The organism is Heyndrickxia faecalis (genome assembly GCF_040267745.1).
GTDB lineage: Bacteria > Bacillota > Bacilli > Bacillales > Bacillaceae_C > Weizmannia > Weizmannia faecalis.
This window is the reverse complement of sequence record NZ_CP158453.1, coordinates 339,944-358,479: the sequence shown is the minus strand read 5'-3', so window position 1 is coordinate 358,479 and position 18,536 is coordinate 339,944. Positions and strand designations below refer to the sequence as shown.

Here is an 18,536-nt window from a genome sequence, read left to right as displayed (position 1 = left end):
TGCCTTCTTTCTGTCACCTGTTCAGGCCCTTCATTTCGCGCCCACCACGCTTACGTTTGCCGCTTGCCTCACCCGCCATCATTAGCGGCTTATGGGCATAGCCTTCATTCCGCAATCACTTTTCTCAAACACTTCCCTCTATTTTGCAACCATCTTACTTACGGTTTATACGCTTCCCTTCATTTCGCAATCACCCCGTACAGGACTCATGCCGCTTCCCTTCTTTTCGGCTTTTGCCATTTCAACACCCCTGTTCATTTGTAAGCATACACAAAGCGTGTATGAGAAACAGAAAAAAGAGGCTCCCGGTCACTTCCCGGGAGCCTCATTAAAAATGTAACGATCTAAAACATGAACCGAAACATGGAATGGTACAGTTTTGAACGTCTGTAAAAGCCGTTATCCCAGCATTTTCAGGCGCTTATTACATCATGCCGCCCATGCCCATGTCAGGGGCGCCGCCGCCTGCAGGTGCCGGCGGTTCAGGTTTGTCGGCAACAACTGCTTCTGTTGTAAGCAGCATTGCAGCAACAGATGCAGCATTTTGAAGTGCGGAACGGGTTACTTTCGTCGGGTCCACGATACCCGCTTCAATCATGTTGACCCATTCTCCATTGGCGGCATTGTAACCAATGCCGACATCTTCTTTTTTCAGGCGTTCGACAATGACTGAACCTTCAAGGCCGGCATTTTCCGCGATTTGGCGTACAGGTTCTTCCAAAGCGCGTGCAACGATATTGATGCCTGTTTGAACGTCGCCTTCTGCCTCAATGGAAGCGACTTTCTTGATGACATTGATAAGCGCCGTGCCACCGCCTGCTACAATGCCTTCCTCAACAGCAGCGCGCGTAGAGTTCAAAGCATCTTCAATGCGCAGTTTGCGTTCTTTCAATTCGGTTTCTGTCGCAGCACCGACTTTGATGACTGCTACGCCGCCAGCCAGTTTTGCAAGGCGTTCTTGTAATTTTTCGCGGTCAAATTCGGAAGTTGTTTCTTCCAATTGCATGCGGATTTGGTTTACACGTGCAGAAATTGCAGCAGAGTCGCCTGCCCCTTCCACGATTGTCGTTGTTTCTTTTGTAACAACCACTTTTCCGGCACGGCCGAGCTGGTCAATTGTTGCAGATTTTAAATCAAGACCGAGTTCTTCTGTGATCACTTCGCCGCCTGTCAGGGTTGCAATATCTTCGAGCATCGCTTTGCGGCGGTCACCGAAGCCAGGCGCTTTCACCGCAACTGCATTGAATGTGCCACGCAGTTTGTTGACAACGAGTGTTGCAAGAGCTTCCCCTTCAACATCTTCCGCAATCAGCAACAGCGGTTTGCCTTGTTGGACAACTTGTTCGAGAACAGGCAGGATTTCCTGGATATTGGAAATCTTCTTGTCTGTAATTAAGATGTAAGGGTTATCCAGAACAGCTTCCATTTTGTCGGAATCCGTTACCATGTAAGGCGATGCATAGCCACGGTCGAACTGCATTCCTTCCACAACGTCCAATTCCGTTGAGAAGCCTTTTGATTCTTCAATGGTAATAACGCCATCGTTGCCCACGCGTTCCATTGCTTCAGCGATCAATTCGCCGACTTCTTCGTCAGCAGAGGAAATTGCAGCAACTTGGGCGATGGAAGCTTTGCCTTCGATTGGTTTCGAAATGGCTTTTAATTCTTCGACAGCAGCCGCAACTGCTTTTTCAATCCCTTTGCGGATGCCAACCGGGTTTGCACCTGCTGTTACGTTTTTCAGGCCTTCACGGATCATTGCCTGTGCCAGAACAGTTGCAGTGGTTGTACCGTCACCAGCTACATCGTTCGTTTTGCTGGCCACTTCGGAGACAAGTTTGGCACCCATGTTTTCAAACGCGTCTTCGAGTTCAATTTCTTTTGCGATCGTGACACCGTCATTTGTGATCAGCGGAGAACCGAATTTCTTTTCCAGAACGACGTTACGTCCTTTCGGGCCCAATGTCACTTTTACAGCATCTGCCAGTTTATCCACACCACGAAGCATACCGCGGCGGGCTTCTTCGCCGAATTTAATTTCTTTTGCCATTTATAAAACCTCCTCATGTCATATCGTTATTTCTATGTTTCAACAAGCCAGGCTTATTCCACAACCGCCAGAATATCGCTTTCACGAAGGATTAAGTATTCTTTTCCGTCATATTTCACTTCAGTGCCGGCATATTTCGAGAAGATGATGCGGTCGCCTACTGCTACATCGATGGCAACACGTTCACCGTTATCAAGGGTACGCCCGGAACCGACAGCCACAACTTTGCCTTCCTGTGGCTTTTCTTTTGCCGTGTCAGGCAGGACAATACCGCTTGCTGTTTTTTCTTCCGATTCAACTAATTCAATGACAACGCGATCACCCAGTGGTTTTAACACGTGAAACAACCTCCTTAATTCGTATTATGTAAAATTTTGTCCATTATTAGCACTCGCATAAGTTGAGTGCTAACACATTTATTATAATAAATAATTCCTTGCTTTTTTGCAAGTCTCTCATCCAACTTTTTTTATTTTTTTCGGGCCCTGCATCCTTTAAAGAGCCCCGTCAAAGGATGCCGGTTGCGCGCCTCCATTTCAGCCGCTTGCCCTTTTATAAGTATGCTTGATCACCATCCGGATATGCAACTGAAAAGGCTGGCTCTGCGCACGGCATTTGAACCCCGCCCGGTTCAATAGTACAATGAACATATTGGACGAATTTGCGATCCTTTAAACTTTGAACTGGCAAGAAAGGAAAAGAACGCGTGAAAAAAGAGTATGTGTATATTCTCGTGACGTACATCCTTATGCTGCTGTCCGGCGCCGTCGGGTATCCGTTGCTCTACTATGCCGGGGTGAACGTTTTCCACGAACCGGCAGACAGCATGCGGACATTGACGCCCCCGCTTTGGACCGTCATCAGCTTTATCATCGGGCTGATCATCGTCCTGTACTTTTTAAGAAAAGCCGCAAAGAAAGAAACAGACCGGACTGAACCGCTTCCGGCCGCGCCATCCGCCATATGGGCAATAGGCGGCGTCTTTCTTTGTTTCTTTGCCCAGACTGCAGCCGCGATCATTGAATCATTATTCGGTGCCCCGGCTGCCTCCAACAATACGCAGCAAATCATGGCGCTGATTGAAAGATTTCCGCTCGTCATCCTCATCAGCTCGATCGCAGGGCCGATTCTCGAGGAAATCGTTTTTCGGAAAATCATTTTCGGCACGCTGCGCAGGCGCTTTTCATTCCTTTTATCCGGTATTGTCAGCTCGGTTATTTTCGGACTCGCGCATACCGAACCGAGCCACTTGTTTTTATATTCCCTTTTAGGGCTGACGCTCGCTTATTTATACGAGAAAACAAACCGGATCACCGTTTCCATGTTTGCGCATGTTTCCATGAACACGATTGTGGTCGTGAGGCTGCTTTTGCACCCGTCCGTTCTGCAGACATCCGTACATGAAATTTACAGCTCAATTGGAGGACTTCTATAATGAGACCACTTTTTTCAGGGATTGTAAACTGCCTGCTCGGGGCTTTGTTCACTTATTTTGCCATTCAGCAGGTACAAGTGGGCGGCTGGGGCTTTTTTTCTTATTTACTGCTGTTGATTGCAACATTGGATCTGGGTTCCGGCATCAGGCTGATCTTTCTCCATTTCAAGCTGAAAAACTCAGTGAAAAAATAAAAGCCGTTTTCCGGCTCCGTCCGGAAAACGGCTTTCTTATTCAGAAGCAATCGTCTGTTCATCCATTGGCATTTCTTTTGCCGCTTTTTTGGCATTGCGGTACGCCATTTTCGAAATCAGTGTGCTTGCTTCATACAGCAAAACGAGTGGAACAAAGGTAATCAGCTGCGAAAACACGTCCGGCGGGGTGATGATGCCGGCAGCTGCAATCAAAGCAAGATACGCATATTTTCTTACCTTTTTCAACAGTCTCGGCGTAATGATGCCAAGCCGGGTCAGAAACAGGACCACGACCGGCATTTGGAACACAAAGCCAAACGGAAGCGTGATCTCTAGCAGAAACTGAATATACTCCCGGATCCCGATCACCGCACGAATGCCCATTTCATTTGACAAGCCCATCATAAACTTCACCATCAGCGGACAAAGCACGAAATAGGAAAAAGAAACGCCGGCTATAAAAAGCAAGATGGAAACAGGAATGTAACTTAATGTCAGTTTCTTTTCTTTCTCATACAGCCCCGGGCTTATAAACGCCCAAAGCTGGTACAAAATCACCGGCAGGGTCAATAGGCATGCGATCACAACCGAAACTTCCATAAAAACCTTAATAGGATCGGTTACCCTGAAGGCATTCATCGTGAACATGCCGGCATTTTTGGCATGCTGCAAATAACGTATAACAGGTTTTGCGGTAAAAAAGCCAACAACCAGGGCAAACAGAAAGAAAATGAGAACGGTAATTAACCGCTTTCTCAATTCCTGGATGTGTCCGGTAACCGGCATTTTTTTCGTATTCATCGCCGTTCCCCTTTAAGTGCCGGCGTTGAATCCGCCCTTTTCCCTTTGCACGCCACAGCCAAATCCGGCCATTGCCATTTGCGCCTGCATTCCGTTTTCAATCGGGCCACCCCCTGTACCCACTATGATAACGGAAAAAAAGCTTTTTGGCTATGGCTTCGCAACCGGCTCTTTTGTTTCTTTCAAATTTTCTTCATCATTTGAATAATGTTTTAAAAAGTAGATCAGTGCCTGCAGTTCCACGGCCAGGTCAATATGATGGACGCGGATATCCGGCGGCACGTTCAGCCGGGCAGGTGTAAAGTTTAAAACGCCTTTTACATTTGTACTGGCAAGCTCGTCTGTCACTGCCTGGGCACTGGAAGCGGGGACCGTCAAAATCACAACCGTCACATCTTCCGCGCAAAGCCGTTCTCTTAATTCGTCCATGCTGTAAACAGGCACATTGCCAACATGGCTCCCCACCTTCCCGGGGTCATTGTCAAATGCCATCACAATCCGTGCGCTGTTATTCTTCGAAAAATTGTAATTCAAAAGGGCTGTACCGAGGTTCCCAACGCCAACCAGCGCTACATCTGTGATCTCATCCTGGTTCAGCGTCTTGCCGAAAAAAGACAATAAATATTTTACATTATAACCATAACCTTTTTTTCCAAGTGCCCCGAAGTAGGAAAAATCCCTGCGTATCGTAGCGGAGTCGACTTTCACCGCTTCACTCAGTTCCGCCGAGGATACCCTTTGCTTGCCAAGTGTATATAAATTTCTCAGGTACCGGTAATATAATGGAAGCCGTTTTGCAGTGGCTTGCGGTATTTTTACTGATTCATCCTTCATGTGAAATCCCCCAAGTTGAAAGCTTAAGTTTTTTGTGCTGTTGGTTCCAATCGTGCGTCCATTCCAGAATGGCAGCGCTGCCATTCTTCATTATAATATTACTCCTATCTGAGCAAAGAAAAAATATGTTTTAAAAAAATGCCTGCATGCGTCTTTTTCTCTCTCCAACTATGTTAAATATATCACAAGTAAGCATTTTTTTCATGGGTTTTTACGAATTTATGTGAAAAGTTTTTTGACAAATTCCGATCACGCAGCTCTGAGGAGTAAAAATTTTTCGTGATAATTTAAGTATCCCCCCCAAAAATACGGCCAAATATGTAATAATTTAAATAATTAGAGCTTGCTGGACGAATATTTTGGTATGGCTTAGTGACAAGTCGAATACAAGCTAAAATTTGATTCGTTCAGCAAGCCCTAATTAAACTTGGCTGTTTTGAGGGGGTTTTTATTTTGGTTACTAGAAAAGAAAAAAGAAATCGTGAAAAAGAAGCAAATTATTTTTTCGAGTTCCTTAAAATTCAGAAGCATTTTTTCAAAGACCTGATGAATAACCTAAAAAAGGTAGCAGACCACCGACATCAAAGCTATATCACTTATGGTCCAGAGGTCCTTTTATTTACGATGATGTTGAAAAATATGACCGGCCTAAAATCCATGAGAAACATGAGTGAGCGTTTTAATAAAGAAGAATGTATTAAAAATGTAGGGAAGGTGTTAGGCTTAGATTTTCTTGAAGAACTTCCACATTATGATACAATTAACGACTTTTTATCTGGCTTAGATGTAAATGAATTAGAAAAAATTAGAACGTATATGATTAAAGAATTATTGAAAAAAAGGTCTCTCGAGTCTTATCGAATTGAAGGAAAGTACTGGGGTGTCATCATTGATGGAACTGGATTACACACCTTTCATAAGAAACATTGTAAACACTGCCTGAGACGGGCATATACAAATAAAGAAACAGGAGAAACGAACGTACTTTATATGCACCATGTACTTGAAGCCAAGCTTGTCGTGGGGGATATGGTCTTCAGTATTGCCTCCGAATTTATCGAAAATGAATCAGAAAATGTTTCTAAGCAAGATTGTGAATTAAAAGCCTTCGACAGGCTGGCAAAGAAAATAAAAAAAATATTTAAAAGACTACCGATTTGTATCTTGGGAGATAGTCTCTATGCATGTGAAACGGTATTTAATCTGTGCAGGGCGCACAAATGGAAATATATATGCAGATTTAAGGAAGGGAGAATTAAAAGTATCTCGACGGAGTTTAAGGCAATAAAAGAGCTGGAACAAAGTAAGGATCAGAATTCATTAGTTTGGGTGAATGATATTGCCTACAAAGACAGAACGGTCAATCTGATGGAGGCCACAATGAAAACAGAGGATGGGAAATCGAAAGAGTATGTATTTATAACGGATATTAAAATCACGAAAAAGAACGTGGAACGACTCATCGCTGCAGGAAGAAGCCGCTGGAAGATTGAAAATCAAGGATTTAACGAACAAAAAAATAATCGTTACAATATAGAACATGCCAATAGCCAAAACTACACAGCCATGAAAAATCATTATTTATTAGTTCAAATAACAGATATTATTAGACAGCTGTTTGAAAAAGGTTCGTCAATCTTAAAAGCACTCAAAAAAACGGCAAAAGAAAAATCCTCAAATCTGTTGGAATCGTTTCGGACACGCATTTTAACAGACGAGGATTTCACCCATTTAAGTAAGCCAATACAAGTAAGGTTTACTTAATGGTTATATTATAGCAAAGGATGTGATGTAAAAAAAGGTTTTTTTGAAGTTATCCACAATTTTAAAAAAGAAATTTGCAAATTCGGCTCTTTTTGACTTTGAAAGCAGAAAAAATAGATGGAAAAATTTTCTAAATGTGGATAAGTCATTTTATCATAAAACATCTAAAAATTGATGAATTTACTCTTCAGAACTGCGATCACGCCGGTTGAGTTGCAGTTCGCCTTCCTGTACACTTACAATGGTATAGAGGTGAACATAAAGATGATGTTGCTGCAAGTTCAACAAGTCACAAAATATTATGGCGCTGAACTTATTTTATCGGATATAAAATTAGAAATTCAAACAAAAGACCGGATTGCCTTGGTCGGGAGAAACGGGGCCGGCAAATCGACCCTCCTGAAAATCATCGCCGGCCAGCTTTCTTATGATGAAGGTTCCATCATTATGCCGAATGGTGTCGAAATCGGTTATCTCGCCCAAAATACCGGACTCGAATCGGATCTGTCCATTTGGGACGAAATGATGTCGGTTTTTAAAAATTTGCTGGATATGGAAAAACAGCTTCGCGAATACGAACAAAAAATGGCCGACCCTAAGATTTATAACCGCCCGGCGGAGTATGAAAAAGTGCTGCATGCTTATGATACTTTGCAGACACGTTTTAAAGATGAAGGCGGATATCAGATCGAAGCGGATATCCGGTCCGTTCTGCATGGCTTCCGTTTTGACCAGTACGACTACAACACCCCGATCCGGACATTAAGCGGCGGGCAAAAAACACGCCTTGCATTGGCGAAATTGCTGCTCACAAAGCCGGACATCCTCATTTTGGATGAGCCGACAAACCATCTCGATATCGAAACGCTCACCTGGCTGGAGCAATATTTACAAGGCTATGAAGGCGCCATTCTGATCGTGTCCCATGACCGTTATTTTCTGGATAAAGTCGTCAACCAGGTCTATGAAATTTCAAGGCATTCCATTAAAAAATACCACGGCAACTACAGCCGGTATCTGGAACAAAAGGCCGCCCAGTACGAGCGAGAGGTCAAACAATATGAAAAGCAGCAGGAAGAAGTTGCGAAATTGCAGGCATTCATCCAAAAAAACATTGCCCGTGCCACCACGACAAAGCGGGCGCAAAGTAGGAGGAAACAACTGGAAAAAATGGAATTGATGGACAAGCCGCTTGGCGATGAAAAATCTGCCCGGTTTTCGTTTGAAATTGCCAAACAAAGCGGGAACGAAGTCCTTCATGTCCGGGATGCTGCCATCGGCTACGACGGGGAGCCGGTTGCCAAAAACATCCATCTTTCAGTCAAAAAACAAGACAGTGTTGCCCTTGTCGGCCCGAACGGCATCGGCAAGTCAACGCTTTTGAAATCGATTATCCGGAGAATCCCGCTGATATCCGGCACGATCGAATATGGCTCCAACGTTATGACCGGCTATTACGATCAAGAACTGGCCGACTTATCTTCCAATAAAACGGTCCTCCGGGAATTATGGGATGCATACCCGCTGAAAACAGAAAAAGAAATCCGCACGGCACTCGGGAATTTTCTTTTTTCCGGCGATGACGTTTTAAAAACCGTCTCATCCTTAAGCGGCGGCGAAAAAGCCCGGCTTGCCCTCGCCAAATTGATGCTGGAAAAGGCGAACTTTCTAATTTTAGATGAACCGACAAACCACCTTGATTTGGACAGTAAAGAAGTACTGGAAAATGCGCTCATCGATTACCCGGGAACGATTTTGTTCATTTCCCACGACCGCTATTTCATTAACCGGATTGCCACAAAAGTGGTGGAGCTCTCGCCGGAGGGAACCCGTGAATTTCTCGGCGACTATGATTATTATGTGCAAAAAAAAGAAGAAATGCTGGAAATTGCACGCCTGGAAAACACGAAACAAGAAAAGGTTAAAGCGGAACAGCCGGCGAAAAACAACTACCGGCAGGATAAAGAAGCAAAAAAACGCGAGCGGCAAAAAAAGCGGAGGATTGAAGAAATTGAAACAAGAATTGAAACGTTGGAAACAGAAATTCATGACCGGGAAGAAAAAATGGCCGACCCGGAAATCTTTCAGGACCATATTAAAATCCGCGAGCTGACAGAAGAACTGGAGCAACGGAAATTGGAGCTGGACGCGCTGATGGAAGAATGGGCAGAACTGGCGGAGTAATGTTTGGACCTGTGTGGAAATTTTCTGCACAGGTTTTTATTTTGGCATCTCGCGCCATGCACAGATTTATGCACAGGCGGTATATTGATTTCTTGCTTTCCAAAACGTTTTTCCACAAAATCCACAATTATCAACAGATTTATCCACAATACCCACAGCCTGTCCGGAAAAAATTTTAAAAGTTTTACACAAGTCCAATCATTTATCAACAACTTTTCCACAGATTGCGCACAATTCCCCTGCATATCTCCAAAAAAAACCGGTGTATGGACGATTCCCATACACCGGTTTTTCACAACCCTGTTTAAAAGTTTTCAATGTCCAGCCCGGGATAAGCATTTAAGTCAAGGGAGCTTCTTTTTCCCTTTTCAAAAAGCACCGTCCCGCATGCGGCAATCATCGCCGCATTGTCTGTGCATAACTGGATCGGCGGGATGCGCAACGCCACTTCAGGGAGATCCCGGAATGCTTCTGAAAGGGCAGCGCGCAATCCTTTGTTCGCGGCAACACCGCCGGCGACCAGCACTTCTTTGACGCCAAACGCTTTTACCGCCTCCACGGTTTTACCGACCAATACATCAATCACACTTTGCTGGAAGCTTGCGGCCATATCTTCAGGCCGGATGCTTTCCCCGCGCTGCGCGGCATTATGGAGGGTGTTAATGACGGCTGATTTGAGCCCGCTGAAACTGAAATCATAAGTCCCTTCCAGCCAGGATCGCGGCAAATCAACATTTGGCTTTCCTTCATGGGCAAGCCGGTCAATCTGCGGACCGCCCGGATAAGGAAGGTTCAACGTTCGTGCTACTTTGTCATAAGCTTCCCCTGCCGCATCATCTCTCGTTTCGCCGATTACTTCAAACTCGGCATGGCCCTTCATCAGCACAAGCTCCGTATGACCTCCTGAAACGACAAGCGCAAGCAGCGGAAACTTCATTTCATGCCCGATCCGGTTCGCATAAATATGGCCGGCAATATGATGGACACCGACAAGTGGAATCTGATGCGCGAAACTGAGCGCCTTTGCGGCATTGACGCCAACAAGCAACGCGCCCACAAGCCCGGGCCCTTCTGTCACGGCGATCGCATCCAGGTCTTTAAAAGCCGCGTCTGCCTGCTGCATCGCTTCCTCAATGACAATGGTAATTTGCTCGACATGGTGGCGGGATGCAAGCTCTGGCACCACCCCGCCGAACCGTTTGTGGCTTTCAATCTGAGAAGCGACCACATTGGAAACAATTTCCGTCCCGTTTTTAATGACAGCTGCAGCCGTTTCATCGCAGCTCGTTTCTATGCCTAATACCAACAAATCTTTTTCCATTTATAAATTCACCCACATCACAATTGCGTCTTCATAATTATCCGTGTAATAGCCTTTCCGGATGCCGCCTTCCCGAAATCCGAGCTTCCTGTATAAGGAGCGCGCAATCATATTGCTGACGCGTACCTCCAGGCTGAGCGTTTTGGCATGGTTCAATGCGGCGTAAGCCATCACATTTTTTAACAGCGTCTCTCCCAGTTTCCGGCCTCGGTACTCCGGGAGCACCGCAAGATTGGTCACATGCGCCTCATCGACAATGACCCACACGCCGCAATAACCGATAACCTTTTCATTCTCGACAAGCACAAGATACATGGCAAAATGATTATGAACCAGTTCGTTGTAAAATGCTTCACGTGTCCACGGCATTGTAAAAGAATGCATCTCCACATTGTAAATTCCGTCCAAATCTGCAAGCGTGGCTTTTCGCAGCGTTATTTTCCCCGTTTTTTCCATTTTTAGTGACTCTCCCGTTTATGCTTTTCAAGCCATTTGGCTTCTGCCTCTACTAACCGTATGTAATTTGGAACGAAAGTGTGTATCTCCGCGTCCGGTTCATCCATCCCAAGCCTGGCCAGTTCGCCCGGCCTCGGATTATGCAGAGTCCAATCTGCTACCGCCATTTTATCTCCCAGCTTCTTCGCAAGAACGGCTTCATGAAGGGCAACATGCTGGCCGATCAATAATACGGGCGCCTCAAGCGCACTTAACCGGGTTCCCCATTCAGCGGATGATACATTGCAATCTTCCACTACTGTTTGCAAAACCCCGTTTTCATAGCGGTACAAACCGGTATAAATCCGCCCTCTGCGCGCATCAAAAAGCGGGGAAATATACCCGTCAAAATAACGGCCGGACGCCGCCAACAACTTCAGGCTGGAAACCCCCACCAATGGAATTTGAAGGCTCCAGGCCATCGTTTTTGCGATCGTGACGCCAATCCGTATGCCGGTGTAAGATCCGGGCCCTTTTGCCACCACAATCTTATCCAGCTCAGCCGGTTTTATCCCGCACGCCTCCATGACTTCCTGCACAGCCGGCATCACGCGGACACTATGATTTTTTTTCAAATTTGTCATATATTCGGCCAGCACAACATGATCATCGGCCAATGAAACGCCCAGCACTTCATTTGAAGTATCGATTGCCAAAACTTTCATCCAAAAATCTCCTCACATAATGATACATAACGGTCCCCAAACGGTTCCGCTTCAATAAGCCTGCGGTCTCCTTCAAGGCGGAGAATGCGGATTTCCAAATAGCTCTCAGGCAACAGATCTTTGATAAAATGTGCCCACTCCACAACCGTCACGCCATCACCTTCAAAATATTCATCAAAACCAAGGTCCTCCTGCGCATCCTCCAAACGGTATACGTCCATATGATACAGCGGCAGGTTCCCCCGGTACTCTTTTATAATGGTAAAAGTCGGGCTGTTCACGGTACGGCGAATGCCCAGCCCGTTCGCAATCCCTTTTGTAAAAGTCGTTTTTCCTGCCCCCAGGTCACCCTCCAGCAAAAGGACATCCCCCGGTTTCAGATGGGCAGCCATTTTTTCTGCAAAAGAAAAAGTCTCTTCAGGGCTGTTGGAAACGAAACGATAACTCCCCATTTGCCGCCTCTCCTCTACAACTTTATCGCAAATTGCCGCCAATCCAAAGTACGGCGCGCCTTATAAAAAAAGCCTTAGGAATGTTCCTAAGGATGCTTCAATCCAATTCTAGTTTAACCGATTTTGGACAAATACGCAAAAACAGGATGAAAAATATAAAGAACAAGCAGTCAAACCACTGCTTGTTCTGATCGATTGCGGGGGCAGGATTTGAACCTGCGACCTTCGGGTTATGAGCCCGACGAGCTACCAGACTGCTCCACCCCGCGATAATAATATATTCAGGCCCGGCAGCGTCCTACTCTCGCAGGGGGAAACCCCCAACTACCATCGGCGCTGGAAAGCTTAACTTCCGTGTTCGGGATGGGAACGGGTGTGACCTTTCCGCCATCGCCACCGGACCTTAATGACAAGAAATATTATAACACAGTTGCTGTTATTTATCAAGAGAAATAATTGTATTCCTTCAAAACAGGATGGGAGAAAAAACTGTAAACGGAGAACGCATTTCTAACTTTGAGAATGGTCTAGCTTCAGCGCCTTTGGTAAGGCACCTCCGCTTTTCTGTTGTCCAGCTCCAGCGCCTATCGGCTAGCGTATTTCTACGCTTTCTCCCTACGATAAGTCAACATCGGCTCGATACCTCGCCGTGTTTCCTTTATCTCAGTCGAAAGCTCCGAAATCCGTACGCCGATGAGCAAGGCGCTTCCGCTTTTCGTGGTTAAGTCCTCGATCGATTAGTATCCGTCAGCTCCACACGTCGCCGCGCTTCCACCCCGGACCTATCAACCTGATCATCTTTCAGGGATCTTACCAGTATAAACTGTGGGAAATCTCATCTTGAGGGGGGCTTCATGCTTAGATGCTTTCAGCACTTATCCCTTCCGCACATAGCTACCCAGCGATGCCTTTGGCAAGACAACTGGTACACCAGCGGTGCGTCCATCCCGGTCCTCTCGTACTAAGGACAGCTCCTCTCAAATTTCCTGCGCCCGCGACGGATAGGGACCGAACTGTCTCACGACGTTCTGAACCCAGCTCGCGTACCGCTTTAATGGGCGAACAGCCCAACCCTTGGGACCGACTACAGCCCCAGGATGCGATGAGCCGACATCGAGGTGCCAAACCTCCCCGTCGATGTGGACTCTTGGGGGAGATCAGCCTGTTATCCCCAGGGTAGCTTTTATCCGTTGAGCGATGGCCCTTCCATGCGGAACCACCGGATCACTAAGCCCGACTTTCGTCCCTGCTCGACTTGTAAGTCTCGCAGTCAAGCTCCCTTATGCCTTTACACTCTGCGAATGATTTCCAACCATTCTGAGGGAACCTTTGGGCGCCTCCGTTACCTTTTAGGAGGCGACCGCCCCAGTCAAACTGCCTGCCTGACACTGTCTCCCACCCCGGTAAGGGGTGCGGGTTAGAATTTCAATACAGCCAGGGTAGTATCCCACCGATGCCTCCGCCGAAGCTGGCGCTCCGGTTTCCAAGGCTCCTACCTATCCTGTACAAGCTGTACCAAAATTCAATATCAGGCTGCAGTAAAGCTCCATGGGGTCTTTCCGTCCTGTCGCGGGTAACCTGCATCTTCACAGGTACTATAATTTCACCGAGTCTCTCGTTGAGACAGTGCCCAGATCGTTACACCTTTCGTGCGGGTCAGAACTTACCTGACAAGGAATTTCGCTACCTTAGGACCGTTATAGTTACGGCCGCCGTTTACTGGGGCTTCAGTTCAGAGCTTCGCCTTACGGCTAACCCCTCTCCTTAACCTTCCAGCACCGGGCAGGTGTCAGCCCCTATACTTCGCCTTGCGGCTTCGCAGAGACCTGTGTTTTTGCTAAACAGTCGCCTGGGCCTATTCACTGCGGCTTCCCGGGGCATACACCCCAAAAAGCACCCCTTCTCCCGAAGTTACGGGGTCATTTTGCCGAGTTCCTTAACGAGAGTTCTCTCGCTCACCTTAGGATTCTCTCCTCGCCTACCTGTGTCGGTTTGCGGTACGGGCGCCTTTCACCTCACTAGAGGCTTTTCTTGGCAGTGTGGAATCAGGAACTTCGGTACTAAAATTTCCCTCACCATCACAGCTCCGCCTTGGCGCGAAGGATTTGCCTCCGCACCGGCCTAACTGCTTGGACGCGATCAACCAGTGTCGCGCTTGCCCTATCCTCCTGCGTCCCCCCATCGTTCAAACGGTGAAGAGGCGGTACAGGAATATCAACCTGTTGTCCATCGCCTACGCCTTTCGGCCTCGGCTTAGGCCCCGACTAACCCTGAGCGGACGAGCCTTCCTCAGGAAACCTTAGGCATTCGGTGGAAGGGATTCTCACCCTTCTTTCGCTACTCATACCGGCATTCTCACTTCTAAGCGCTCCACCGGTCCTTCCGGTCCGGCTTCAACGCCCTTAGAACGCTCTCCTACCACGGACACCAAATGGTGTCCATCCGCAGCTTCGGTGATACGTTTAGCCCCGGTACATTTTCGGCGCAGCGTCACTCGACCAGTGAGCTATTACGCACTCTTTGAATGATGGCTGCTTCTAAGCCAACATCCTGGTTGTCTAAGCAACGCCACATCCTTTTCCACTTAACGTATACTTTGGGACCTTAGCTGGCGGTCTGGGCTGTTTCCCTTTCGACCATGGATCTTATCACTCACAGTCTGACTCCCAAGCATAAGTTTTTGGCATTCGGAGTTTGTCTGAATTCGGTAACCCGATGAGGGCCCCTCGTCCAAACAGTGCTCTACCTCCAAAACTCTTCGCTTGAGGCTAGCCCTAAAGCTATTTCGGAGAGAACCAGCTATCTCCAAGTTCGATTGGAATTTCTCCGCTACCCACACCTCATCCCCGCACTTTTCAACGTGCGTGGGTTCGGGCCTCCAGCAAGTGTTACCTTGCCTTCACCCTGGACATGGGTAGATCACCTGGTTTCGGGTCTGCGGCCTCATACTCTTTCGCCCTGTTCAGACTCGCTTTCGCTGCGGCTCCGCTTCTTCAGCTTAACCTTGCATGAGACCGTAACTCGCCGGTTCATTCTACAAAAGGCACGCCATCACCCGTTAACGGGCTCTGACTACTTGTAGGCACACGGTTTCAGGATCTCTTTCACTCCCCTCCCGGGGTGCTTTTCACCTTTCCCTCACGGTACTGGTTCACTATCGGTCACTAGGGAGTATTTAGCCTTGGGAGATGGTCCTCCCGGATTCCGGCGGGATTCCTCGTGTCCCGCCGTACTCAGGATCCACTCGGGAGAGAACGAAGTGTCAGTTACAGGGCTTTTACCTTCTCCGGCAGGCCTTTCCAAGCCGCTTCACTTACCCCGTTCTTTTGTAACTCCCATATGAGTGTCCTACAACCCCGGAAGGCAAGCCTTCCGGTTTGGGCTGTTTCCTGTTCGCTCGCCGCTACTTGGGAAATCGCAATTGCTTTCTCTTCCTCCGGGTACTGAGATGTTTCAGTTCCCCGGGTGTGCCCTTCCTGCCCTATGGATTCAGGCAGGAATCCTGTCCGATTAAAGACAGGGGGTTTCCCCATTCGGAAATCTCCGGATCAAAGCTTACGTACAGCTCCCCGGAGCATATCGGTGTTTGTACCGTCCTTCATCGGCTCCTAGTGCCAAGGCATCCACCGTGCGCCCTTTCTAACTTAACCATAAAAAGGTTTAAATCCAAAAATAAGCGATTCTCAGTTTACTTGGTTTATTTCTCCTATCCGGTTTTCAAAGAACACATGTTGAAGGATTGAACCTTCAAAACTGGACAAAACGGAAACATCAAACTTAATTTTGGAAAATGAAGTTTTCCTTTTATTCCTTAGAAAGGAGGTGATCCAGCCGCACCTTCCGATACGGCTACCTTGTTACGACTTCACCCCAATCATCTGTCCCACCTTCGGCGGCTGGCTCCATAAAGGTTACCTCACCGACTTCGGGTGTTACAAACTCTCGTGGTGTGACGGGCGGTGTGTACAAGGCCCGGGAACGTATTCACCGCGGCATGCTGATCCGCGATTACTAGCGATTCCGGCTTCATGCAGGCGGGTTGCAGCCTGCAATCCGAACTGGGAATGGTTTTCTGGGATTGGCTTAACCTCGCGGTCTCGCAGCCCTTTGTACCATCCATTGTAGCACGTGTGTAGCCCAGGTCATAAGGGGCATGATGATTTGACGTCATCCCCACCTTCCTCCGGTTTGTCACCGGCAGTCACCTTAGAGTGCCCAACTGAATGCTGGCAACTAAGGTCAAGGGTTGCGCTCGTTGCGGGACTTAACCCAACATCTCACGACACGAGCTGACGACAACCATGCACCACCTGTCACTCTGTCCCCCGAAGGGGAAGGCCCTGTCTCCAGGGAGGTCAGAGGATGTCAAGACCTGGTAAGGTTCTTCGCGTTGCTTCGAATTAAACCACATGCTCCACCGCTTGTGCGGGCCCCCGTCAATTCCTTTGAGTTTCAGCCTTGCGGCCGTACTCCCCAGGCGGAGTGCTTAATGCGTTAGCTGCAGCACTAAAGGGCGGAAACCCTCTAACACTTAGCACTCATCGTTTACGGCGTGGACTACCAGGGTATCTAATCCTGTTTGCTCCCCACGCTTTCGCGCCTCAGCGTCAGTTACAGACCAGAGAGCCGCCTTCGCCACTGGTGTTCCTCCACATCTCTACGCATTTCACCGCTACACGTGGAATTCCACTCTCCTCTTCTGCACTCAAGCCTCCCAGTTTCCAATGACCGCTTGCGGTTGAGCCGCAAGATTTCACATCAGACTTAAGAAGCCGCCTGCGCGCGCTTTACGCCCAATAATTCCGGACAACGCTTGCCACCTACGTATTACCGCGGCTGCTGGCACGTAGTTAGCCGTGGCTTTCTGGCCGGGTACCGTCAAGGCGCCGCCCTGTTCGAACGGCACTTGTTCTTCCCCGGCAACAGAGTTTTACGACCCGAAGGCCTTCTTCACTCACGCGGCGTTGCTCCGTCAGACTTTCGTCCATTGCGGAAGATTCCCTACTGCTGCCTCCCGTAGGAGTTTGGGCCGTGTCTCAGTCCCAATGTGGCCGATCACCCTCTCAGGTCGGCTACGCATCGTTGCCTTGGTGAGCCGTTACCCCACCAACAAGCTAATGCGCCGCGGGCCCATCTGTAAGTGACAGCAAAAGCCGTCTTTCCTTTTTCCTCCATGCGGAGGAAAAAACTATCCGGTATTAGCCCCGGTTTCCCGGTGTTATCCCGATCTTACAGGCAGGTTGCCCACGTGTTACTCACCCGTCCGCCGCTAACCTTTTAAAAGCAAGCTTTTAAAAGGTCCGCACGACTTGCATGTATTAGGCACGCCGCCAGCGTTCGTCCTGAGCCAGGATCAAACTCTCAGTAAAGATGTTTGATAAAAGCTCAAAAAGAATTTGACGTTTCGTTTTGTCCAGTTTTCAAGGAACAATCTCAATTAGCAACTTATTTAGTATAACATTACAACAAGTCACTGTCAACATAAAATTTGGAGCGGGTGATGGGAATCGAACCCACGACAACAGCTTGGAAGGCTGTGGTTTTACCACTAAACTACACCCGCATGCAAATCGGGAAAACAGGATTCGAACCTGCGACCCCATGGTCCCAAACCATGTGCTCTACCAAGCTGAGCTATTTCCCGCATTTCCCTGGTCTAAAAACTATCAAACCAACTTATAATAAGAAAAGGCCTGTTTTTTATAAAGTTTTCAACTGCCCGGTAAGCTCTGGAGCCTTTTACGCAGCTGTTAACAGATCTTTTTTGCATGAAAAAATAGCGCGCCCAAGAGGAGTCGAACCCCTAACCTTTTGATCCGTAGTCAAACGCTCTATCCAATTGAGCTATGGGCGCGTAAATGCGGCCGAGAGGACTTGAACCTCCACGGGATTTAACTCCCACTAGGCCCTCAACCTAGCGCGTCTGCCATTCCGCCACGACCGCGTTATTAACTTGACACCTTTATATTATATCAAAACCTTTTATGGATGTCAACTACTTTTTATGGAGCGGAAGACGGGATTCGAACCCGCGACCCCCACCTTGGCAAGGTGATGTTCTACCACTGAACTACTTCCGCGATTTATCAAATCAATGCCGGTGAAGGGAGTCGAACCCCCACGCCGTGCGGTGCCAGATCCTAAGTCTGGTGCGTCTGCCAATTCCGCCACACCCGCGGATAAATGGTGAGCCATGCAGGATTCGAACCTGCGACCCTCTGATTAAAAGTCAGATGCTCTACCAACTGAGCTAATGGCTCAAAAATGGCTGGGCCAGCTGGATTCGAACCAGCGCATGACGGAGTCAAAGTCCGTTGCCTTACCGCTTGGCTATGGCCCAA

At 47.8% G+C, this 18,536-nt stretch carries 12 protein-coding genes, 9 tRNA genes and 3 rRNA genes; 4 read left to right on the top strand and 20 right to left on the bottom strand.

Annotated features, from left to right (window positions below):
- Positions 1–424 precede the first annotated feature (424 nt).
- Together groL and groES are read right to left on the bottom strand one after the other, a co-directional pair.
- Positions 425–2,050 (bottom strand): chaperonin GroEL, encoded by a 1,626-nt coding sequence (gene groL / locus ABR335_RS01735; protein ID WP_350346430.1) that lies wholly within the window; start codon positions 2,048–2,050, stop codon positions 425–427.
- Between the two features lie 53 nt (positions 2,051–2,103).
- Complete coding sequence (groES, locus tag ABR335_RS01730; RefSeq protein WP_014096828.1) at positions 2,104–2,388, bottom strand: co-chaperone GroES; 285 nt, start codon at positions 2,386–2,388, stop codon at positions 2,104–2,106.
- A 368-nt stretch (positions 2,389–2,756) separates the two neighbouring features.
- On the opposite strand from groES, the gene ABR335_RS01725 reads away from it, so the two are divergent.
- Together ABR335_RS01725 and ABR335_RS01720 are read left to right on the top strand one after the other, a co-directional pair.
- Entirely contained in the window at positions 2,757–3,485 is a 729-nt protein-coding gene (locus tag ABR335_RS01725; RefSeq protein ID WP_014096827.1) for a CPBP family intramembrane glutamic endopeptidase, read from the top strand.
- Entirely contained in the window at positions 3,485–3,679 is a 195-nt protein-coding gene (locus tag ABR335_RS01720) for a YdiK family protein (RefSeq protein WP_017550687.1), read from the top strand. Before ABR335_RS01725 ends, ABR335_RS01720 begins: the two co-directional genes overlap by 1 nt.
- A gap of 36 nt (positions 3,680–3,715) precedes the next feature.
- Here the strand turns inward: ABR335_RS01720 and tatC are convergent, their stop codons facing one another.
- Both tatC and ABR335_RS01710 read right to left on the bottom strand, forming a co-directional pair.
- Complete coding sequence (tatC, locus tag ABR335_RS01715; protein WP_014096826.1) at positions 3,716–4,480, bottom strand: twin-arginine translocase subunit TatC; 765 nt, start codon at positions 4,478–4,480, stop codon at positions 3,716–3,718.
- Positions 4,481–4,630: 150 nt separating this feature from the next.
- On the bottom strand, positions 4,631–5,314 hold the full coding sequence (locus ABR335_RS01710; protein ID WP_014096825.1) for a redox-sensing transcriptional repressor Rex: 684 nt from the start codon (positions 5,312–5,314) through the stop codon (positions 4,631–4,633).
- Between the two features lie 453 nt (positions 5,315–5,767).
- Between ABR335_RS01710 and ABR335_RS01705 the strand changes: the two genes are divergently transcribed.
- On the top strand, positions 5,768–7,078 hold the full coding sequence (locus ABR335_RS01705) for a transposase family protein (protein WP_014096942.1): 1,311 nt from the start codon (positions 5,768–5,770) through the stop codon (positions 7,076–7,078).
- Positions 7,079–7,342: 264 nt separating this feature from the next.
- Entirely contained in the window at positions 7,343–9,262 is a 1,920-nt protein-coding gene (locus tag ABR335_RS01700; protein ID WP_014096823.1) for an ABC-F family ATP-binding cassette domain-containing protein, read from the top strand.
- Between the two features lie 304 nt (positions 9,263–9,566).
- Here the strand turns inward: ABR335_RS01700 and tsaD are convergent, their stop codons facing one another.
- From tsaD to ABR335_RS01620, 16 genes are all read right to left on the bottom strand, one after another.
- Positions 9,567–10,583, bottom strand: a complete 1,017-nt coding sequence (gene tsaD, locus ABR335_RS01695) for a tRNA (adenosine(37)-N6)-threonylcarbamoyltransferase complex transferase subunit TsaD (RefSeq protein ID WP_017550684.1) — start codon at positions 10,581–10,583, stop codon at positions 9,567–9,569.
- Positions 10,584–11,039, bottom strand: coding sequence for a ribosomal protein S18-alanine N-acetyltransferase (gene rimI / locus ABR335_RS01690; protein WP_014096821.1), 456 nt, complete (start codon positions 11,037–11,039; stop codon positions 10,584–10,586).
- Between the two features lie 2 nt (positions 11,040–11,041).
- Positions 11,042–11,743: a tRNA (adenosine(37)-N6)-threonylcarbamoyltransferase complex dimerization subunit type 1 TsaB gene (gene tsaB, locus ABR335_RS01685; RefSeq protein WP_014096820.1), complete on the bottom strand. Its 702-nt coding sequence runs from the start codon at positions 11,741–11,743 to the stop codon at positions 11,042–11,044.
- Positions 11,740–12,195: a tRNA (adenosine(37)-N6)-threonylcarbamoyltransferase complex ATPase subunit type 1 TsaE gene (gene tsaE / locus ABR335_RS01680; protein ID WP_014096819.1), complete on the bottom strand. Its 456-nt coding sequence runs from the start codon at positions 12,193–12,195 to the stop codon at positions 11,740–11,742. Before tsaE ends, tsaB begins: the two co-directional genes overlap by 4 nt.
- Before the next feature lie 195 nt (positions 12,196–12,390).
- Positions 12,391–12,464 (bottom strand) — tRNA-Met (locus ABR335_RS01675).
- Positions 12,465–12,480: 16 nt separating this feature from the next.
- Positions 12,481–12,596, bottom strand: a 5S ribosomal RNA gene (gene rrf, locus ABR335_RS01670).
- A gap of 316 nt (positions 12,597–12,912) precedes the next feature.
- A 23S ribosomal RNA gene (locus ABR335_RS01665) occupies positions 12,913–15,845 on the bottom strand.
- A gap of 165 nt (positions 15,846–16,010) precedes the next feature.
- Positions 16,011–17,564, bottom strand: a 16S ribosomal RNA gene (locus tag ABR335_RS01660).
- Together the 16S, 23S and 5S rRNA genes with 9 tRNA genes alongside form the textbook arrangement of a ribosomal RNA operon.
- Positions 17,565–17,684: 120 nt before the next feature.
- Positions 17,685–17,758, bottom strand: a tRNA-Gly gene (locus ABR335_RS01655).
- A 7-nt stretch (positions 17,759–17,765) separates the two neighbouring features.
- Positions 17,766–17,839: transfer RNA gene (locus tag ABR335_RS01650), tRNA-Pro, on the bottom strand.
- Positions 17,840–17,975: 136 nt separating this feature from the next.
- Positions 17,976–18,049 (bottom strand) — tRNA-Arg (locus ABR335_RS01645).
- A 5-nt stretch (positions 18,050–18,054) separates the two neighbouring features.
- A tRNA-Leu gene (locus tag ABR335_RS01640) sits at positions 18,055–18,139 on the bottom strand.
- Between the two features lie 61 nt (positions 18,140–18,200).
- A tRNA-Gly gene (locus ABR335_RS01635) sits at positions 18,201–18,275 on the bottom strand.
- A 15-nt stretch (positions 18,276–18,290) separates the two neighbouring features.
- Positions 18,291–18,372 (bottom strand) — tRNA-Leu (locus ABR335_RS01630).
- Between the two features lie 7 nt (positions 18,373–18,379).
- Positions 18,380–18,455: transfer RNA gene (locus ABR335_RS01625), tRNA-Lys, on the bottom strand.
- 5 nt (positions 18,456–18,460) lie between these two features.
- Positions 18,461–18,535 (bottom strand) — tRNA-Gln (locus ABR335_RS01620).
- Between the last annotated feature and the right edge of the window lies 1 nt (position 18,536).